This is a genomic window from Paraclostridium benzoelyticum, from assembly GCF_001006285.1.
Taxonomy (GTDB): Bacteria; Bacillota; Clostridia; order Peptostreptococcales; family Peptostreptococcaceae; genus Paraclostridium; species Paraclostridium benzoelyticum.
Window position 1 is genome coordinate 1 of record NZ_LBBT01000324.1, and the last position, 6,269, is coordinate 6,269.

The 6,269-nt window shown below is 27.5% G+C and carries 6 protein-coding genes; 4 read left to right on the forward strand and 2 right to left on the reverse strand.

Annotated features, from left to right (window positions below; genetic code table 11):
• The first annotated feature begins 93 nt into the window (after positions 1 to 93).
• Positions 94 to 2,697, forward strand: coding sequence for an ATP-dependent chaperone ClpB (gene clpB, locus VN21_RS15640; RefSeq protein ID WP_046824076.1), 2,604 nt, complete (start codon positions 94 to 96; stop codon positions 2,695 to 2,697).
• 27 nt (positions 2,698 to 2,724) lie between these two features.
• Positions 2,725 to 2,943: a hypothetical protein gene (locus VN21_RS15645; protein ID WP_021433191.1), complete on the forward strand. Its 219-nt coding sequence runs from the start codon at positions 2,725 to 2,727 to the stop codon at positions 2,941 to 2,943.
• 30 nt (positions 2,944 to 2,973) lie between these two features.
• Here VN21_RS15645 and VN21_RS15650 read toward each other — a convergent pair whose 3' ends face one another.
• Positions 2,974 to 3,807, reverse strand: a complete 834-nt coding sequence (locus VN21_RS15650) for a MerR family transcriptional regulator (RefSeq protein WP_046824077.1) — start codon at positions 3,805 to 3,807, stop codon at positions 2,974 to 2,976.
• Between the two features lie 86 nt (positions 3,808 to 3,893).
• Between VN21_RS15650 and VN21_RS15655 the strand changes: the two genes are divergently transcribed.
• Positions 3,894 to 5,264 carry an MATE family efflux transporter gene (locus VN21_RS15655; RefSeq protein WP_046824078.1) on the forward strand — a complete coding sequence of 457 codons (1,371 nt, stop codon included), beginning with the start codon at positions 3,894 to 3,896 and terminating at the stop codon, positions 5,262 to 5,264.
• A gap of 47 nt (positions 5,265 to 5,311) precedes the next feature.
• Here VN21_RS15655 and VN21_RS15660 read toward each other — a convergent pair whose 3' ends face one another.
• The gene (locus tag VN21_RS15660; RefSeq protein WP_046824079.1) at positions 5,312 to 5,821 is read right to left on the reverse strand and encodes a thioredoxin family protein; all 510 of its coding nucleotides are present in this window, start codon (positions 5,819 to 5,821) and stop codon (positions 5,312 to 5,314) included.
• A 152-nt stretch (positions 5,822 to 5,973) separates the two neighbouring features.
• Between VN21_RS15660 and VN21_RS15665 the strand changes: the two genes are divergently transcribed.
• The coding region (locus VN21_RS15665; protein ID WP_046824080.1) for a DUF4870 domain-containing protein at positions 5,974 to 6,269 on the forward strand (296 nt) is incomplete at its 3' end.

The window sequence follows — 6,269 nt, forward strand, 5'->3', positions numbered from 1 at the left end:
AGAATATATTTAAATTAATGGTAAATGTTTACTATAAATTTATAGTGGTATAAGTTATAGTAAATTAAATTTAAAAGTTTGGAGGAGTTTTTTATGGAAGCAGATAAAATGACACAAAGAGTCCAAAAAAGCTTAAATGATGCTTTTAGTGAAGCTGTTAAAAATCATAACCAACAAGTAGATACAATACATTTACTTTATTCATTAATAGACCAAGAAGATGGATTAATACCTAGAATAATAGAGAAAATGGGTATATCTGTAGAAGGCCTAAAAGCAAGTGTAAAAACTGAACTTTTAAAACTACCTCAAGTTCAAGGTGAGGCAGCTAGTTCACAAGGTGTAGTAGCTACAAGAAAGTTAAATGAAGTATTAATAAAATCAGAAGAAATTTCAAAAGAATTCAATGATTTGTATATAAGTGTTGAACATTTATTTTTAGCTATAATTGAATTAGAATCACGTTCAAATATAGGTAAAATATTTAAACAATACAATATAAATAAAAACAGCTTTTTAGAAGTATTATCAAAAGTTAGAGGAAATCAAAGAGTAGAAACCCAAGATCCAGAGGGTACATATGACGCATTAGCTAGATATGGTACAAACTTAATAAATTTAGCTAAAAAAAATAAATTAGACCCAGTTATAGGTCGTGATGAAGAGATAAGAAGAGTTATAAGAATTCTTTCAAGAAGAACAAAAAACAATCCTGTTTTAATAGGTGAGCCAGGTGTAGGTAAAACTGCTATAGTAGAAGGCTTAGCAGAAAGAATAGTCAGAGGAGATGTACCTGAGGGACTTAAAGATAAAATTATATTTGCGCTTGATATGGGATCATTAATAGCAGGTGCTAAATATAGAGGTGAATTTGAAGAAAGATTAAAAGCAGTGCTTAAAGAAGTTCAAGGCGCTGAAGGAAAAATAATTTTATTTATAGATGAGATACACACAATAGTAGGAGCAGGAAAAACAGACGGGGCTATGGATGCAGGAAACTTAATAAAACCAATGTTAGCTCGTGGAGAACTAAATTGTATAGGTGCTACTACTTTTGATGAATATAGACAGTATATAGAAAAAGATAAAGCATTAGAGAGAAGATTCCAACCAGTTATAGCGGATGAACCTAGTGTAGGTGATACAATTTCTATACTTCGTGGATTAAAAGAAAAATTTGAAATTCACCATGGTATTAGAATCCATGACTCTGCAATAGTTGCAGCAGCAAAATTATCAGATAGATATATACAAGATAGATATTTACCAGATAAAGCCATAGACTTAATAGACGAAGCAAGTGCTATGATTCGTAGTGAAATTGACTCACTACCAACTGAGTTAGATATAGTTAGAAGAAAAATATTTACATTAGAGACTGAAAGAGAAGCACTTCTTAAAGAAGAGGATGAAGCAAGTAAAAGAAGACTTGAAAAACTTCAAGATGAATTAGCTGAACTTAAGTCTAAAAATGATGATTTAACAGCTATATATGAAAAAGAAAAGTCACATATAATGAATGTTAGAAACCTTAAGGCTAAACTTGATGAGGCTAGAGGAGATGTAGAAAGATATGAGAGAGAATATGATTTAAATAAAGCTGCAGAGCTTAAATATGGTATAATTCCAAAACTTGAAAACGAAATTAAAGAAGCAGAAGAAAAAATGGAAGATGACAATCAAACATCTTTATTAAAAGAAGAGGTTACAGAAGAAGAAATTGCAGAAGTAATCTCTAAATGGACAAATATACCTATAACTAAGTTAGTTGAAAGCGAAAAAGAAAAATTACTAAGATTAGAAGAAGAGTTAAAAACTCGTGTTATAGGACAAGATGAAGCTGTAACGGCTGTAAGTAATGCTGTTATTCGTCACAGAGCAGGACTTAAAGATGAAAATAAACCAATAGGATCATTTATATTCTTAGGACCTACAGGTGTTGGTAAAACAGAACTTGCAAAAACTTTAGCTAGAAATTTATTTGATAGTGAAGAAAATATAATTAGAATTGATATGTCAGAATATATGGAAAAACATGCAGTATCAAGACTTATAGGACCGCCTCCAGGATATGTAGGATACGAAGAAGGAGGACAATTAACAGAAGCTGTAAGAAGAAATCCATATTCAGTATTACTATTTGATGAAATAGAGAAAGCGCATGAAGATGTATTTAACTTATTCCTTCAAATATTAGATGATGGAAGACTTACTGACAATAAAGGTAAAACAGTTGATTTTAAAAATACAATAATAATAATGACTTCAAATATAGGTAGTTCATATTTATTAGAAGATTCAGGTGAAATAAAAGAGTCTACTAAAGAAATGGTAATGAATGAAATGAAGAGAAGATTTAAACCTGAGTTTTTAAATAGAGTTGATGATATCATAATGTTTAAACCTCTTGATAAAGAAGGCATTAGAAGAATTATAGACATATTCTTAGATGATTTAAGAAGACGATTAGTTGATAAGCATATAACTTTAAGTATAACTGATAGTGCTAAAGATGTATTGATAAAAGAAGGTTATGATCCTATTTATGGAGCTAGACCACTTAAGAGATATATTGGAAATGTATTAGAAACAAAAATAGCTAAAATGATGATAGCTGGTAAAGTTTATAATGGATGTCATATACTTATAGATGGAAATGATGACAATGTAGAAATAAGAGTACAAGAAATAGCGTAAGTTTCAAATTGGTTATGGAGGCAACTTATGATAAAGATTATGATGAAAGATGGAAGTGAATATGAAGCTGATTATTCAAACACTACTGAATTTATAGAAAAGTTTTTAAGTGATAAACTTGATAGCAATAGACTACTTCCTTGTAAATTAGTAAAACTTAAAGATGGAGTTAATATAAACTTAAGCTCTATTTCTTCAATAGAAGATGAAGAATATATAAATGGAATTGATACTTTAATTCCGTAACAAAAAAGGGTATAGATAATATACCCTTTTTTAAAATTCATATAAATCACTTACTAATTGAACTGGAATTTGAACTTGAGTAACGTACTCATCTTCTAGAGAAGTTTCATAAATATCTATTTTATAAATTTCTATAGGATCTCCAAGAACTGTGTAGTTATTAAATTCTATAAATTTAAACAACATAGGGATTATTTTTGCTGTTTTTTTATAATCGCCTTTATATGTATAAGTTACATAATAACCTTCTTCTATTGTAAAATTGAAGTTGGTAGCATTATCATCAAGTAAGCAAAATATAGATTTATAATTATTAAAAATTCCATTTGAAACACTTTTTGTATCAAATACTGAGCCAAAATTGCTATTCCCTAATACGTAGAACTTATCATCAAATTTTTCATTTAACCTTTGAATTAAGTAATCTACATTTTCATCAAAGCTAACATTTGAATTAACTGTAAGTGCTTTTCTTTTATTCATGTATAAAAGTTCAATTCTATTAAAATTTGTATGGTCTAGTGTATTATCAATAGAGCTTAGCCTTTTATTTAAGCTTTCTTTGTGCATAGTCAGCTCGTCTAGCTTTTGATCTATAAGTTTTATCTCTTCTTGTAACATTTTTTTAGTAGTTTTAACATTTCTATTTTCTAAGTATTCTTTTATTCTTTGCATAGAAAAATCAAGGCTTCTAAGTTCTTTTATTAAATTTAAATTGCATATATCTTTTATAGTGTACATTCTGTAAGAATTTGTATCCCTACCTGGATTTAATAGACCTAACTTTTCATAATATTTAAGGGAATCTCTACCTAAATTATAGATTTTTGATAATTCTCCAGTTTTATAATATTTTCTTTTCAAAAAAATCACCCCATTTTGAAATAAAATTGTTGACTTGAGTATTATACCATAGTTTATATTCAATTAGGTGGAGGGAGGTAATAATTATGAAAAACGTAAAAGATTTAAAAACTCAATTTAAACAATATGTAATACCATCAGTAGCATCTATGTGGGTATTTTCACTATATTCTATGGTAGATGGAGCTTTTGTCAGCAAAGGGGTTGGAAGTGAAGCCTTGGCAGCTGTTAATATATCAACACCATTTATAAATACTTTATTTGCTGTGTCAGTTTTATTATCAACTGGAGCATCAACTGTTGTATCAATGACCCTTGGTAAAGGTGATGATAAAAAAGCAAGTGAATACTTTACACTTAATACTGTAGTACTAGCTATTATATCTATATTTATTATTGTATTTAGCTTAGGTAACTTAGAAAAAATATCTATATTTTTAGGAGCAACAGAAAGTACATTACCTTTAGTTAAAGGATATTTAGGGAATATTATATTATTTGTTACTTTTTACTTAGTTTCTTATGGACTTGAGTTACTTATAAAGTGTGATGGATATCCTCATCTATCTACAATAGGAGTTATAATTTCAGCAATAACTAATATAGTTTTAGATTATATATTTGTACTTAAATGGGGATGGGGAGTTGAAGGTGCAGCTTTGGCAACTGGAATTGCTAGAGTATTTTCAGTGACATTTTTCTTAACTCATTTTTTAAGAAGAAGAGGAAAACTAAGATTTTGTAAATTTAAATTTGATTTTAGCTTTATAAAAAGAATTGTTTTAATAGGTATTCCAGATTCTATGACAGAGGCAAGCTTAGCAGTGGTTATATTACTATTTAATCAAAGCATATTAATGTTAATAGGTGAAAATGCTTTAGTTAGTTATAGTGTAATTTGTTATGTAACAACTTTAGTTCTTACAACTATGCTAGGAATATCTCAAGGATTACAACCAATATGTAGTTACTATTATGGTATGGAAGATAATAAATCCGTACTGAGTCTTTTAAAAATGAGCTTAAGCTACATAACAAAAGCTTCAGTAATAGCATTTTTATTAGTTTTAATATTTGCAAATCAAATAGTATCTATATTTATTGATAAATCAGATATAATACTATTTAATTATACTGTAAAAACTTTAAGAATATCTTCAGTAGCATATTTAATTATGGGATATAATGTAATAATATCAGGTTTTTGTGTTTCAACAGGAAAAGCGGTACATGCAAGTGTAATATCATTAGGACGAGGATTAGTAGTAATAACTTTAAGCTTAATACTGATGACGTCTATATTTGGAGGTACAGGTATATGGTTTACAACACTTGTATCTGAAGCAATAGTACTTGTAATTGCAAGAAAAATACTTCAAAAAAATAAATCAAAAATTCAAAAAAATGAAAAATATGAAGATGTTGGGATTTATGAAAATGCAAAGAATGCTGTTTAAATATAAAATAAAAAACTACTAGATAGAATTTTCTATCTAGTAGTTTTTTATTTTATATTTAAGATATTTAAGTAGTCATTAACAGTATCTAATAAATACTTACCTTTATAGTAATCAATTTTTATTTCTTCAAAGTCATCAACAATTTTTACTTCTTGAGGTCGTTCCTCAAATACTCCTATAACATTAAAATCTTCATTCAAAAATGCAATTGTGGGACCTTTAAAGTTTTCTTTTTCTATATTTAAGGCTTCACTCATAAATTTTTTACCTCTAGCCATAGTTATAACAGATATATCGAAATTATCATTAATATCAATAAATTTTTTTAAAACTGATACATTAAGTTGAAAATCAGGACACCATATTTCCCCTGAAACAAGTATATTAACTTTGTTTGGATAGCTAGCTATTTTATTTATGATATCTTCGTTCAAGTTGATTCTTGATGTATTTTTAGGAATCCTAGATCTTTCAGATTTTGATCCTTTTCCAACGCAGCTTTCAAAGCTTTCTCCAACTTCATATAATTCTTTTATGTTCATTTCTATTGCCATAATATACCTCCAATATGTAAACTTCACCTATAAGAATTATATCTAAATAATTTAAAATAGTAAATGAATATAGAATTTTAATAAAAAGTTGACGATTTTTGATAAATGGTTCAAAATATAATATAGAAATTATTAATGAAAGGAAATGTATTATGACAGAAAATCAAAGATCTACAAAAAATGAAAGTATTACTATGATGGTAATGACAGCAGCTGTTATGATGCTTAATATAATTGGGGTTATAATAGCATATGCTGCATGGAAGATATATGGAAAAGAATCTAAATTCATAAAAAAGAACGGATTAAAACTTATTGATTTTTACATATCATTTGTAATATATGAATTTGCAATTTTATTATTAGTATGTATAGTAAAAAAAGCTGCTTATTTAATACCTGCAATGTCTATTATTTATTTAATTATATTTATAATAGCAATTATACA

What these genes read in the sequence shown, in the direction of transcription:
- clpB (WP_046824076.1), top strand. Translation starts at nt 94, where the DNA reads ATGGAAGCAGATAAAATGACACAAAGAGTCCAAAAAAGCTTAAATGAT.
- VN21_RS15645 (WP_021433191.1), top strand. Translation starts at nt 2,725, where the DNA reads ATGATAAAGATTATGATGAAAGATGGAAGTGAATATGAAGCTGATTAT.
- VN21_RS15655 (WP_046824078.1), top strand. Translation starts at nt 3,894, where the DNA reads ATGAAAAACGTAAAAGATTTAAAAACTCAATTTAAACAATATGTAATA.
- VN21_RS15660 (WP_046824079.1), bottom strand. Translation starts at nt 5,821, where the DNA reads ATGGCAATAGAAATGAACATAAAAGAATTATATGAAGTTGGAGAAAGC.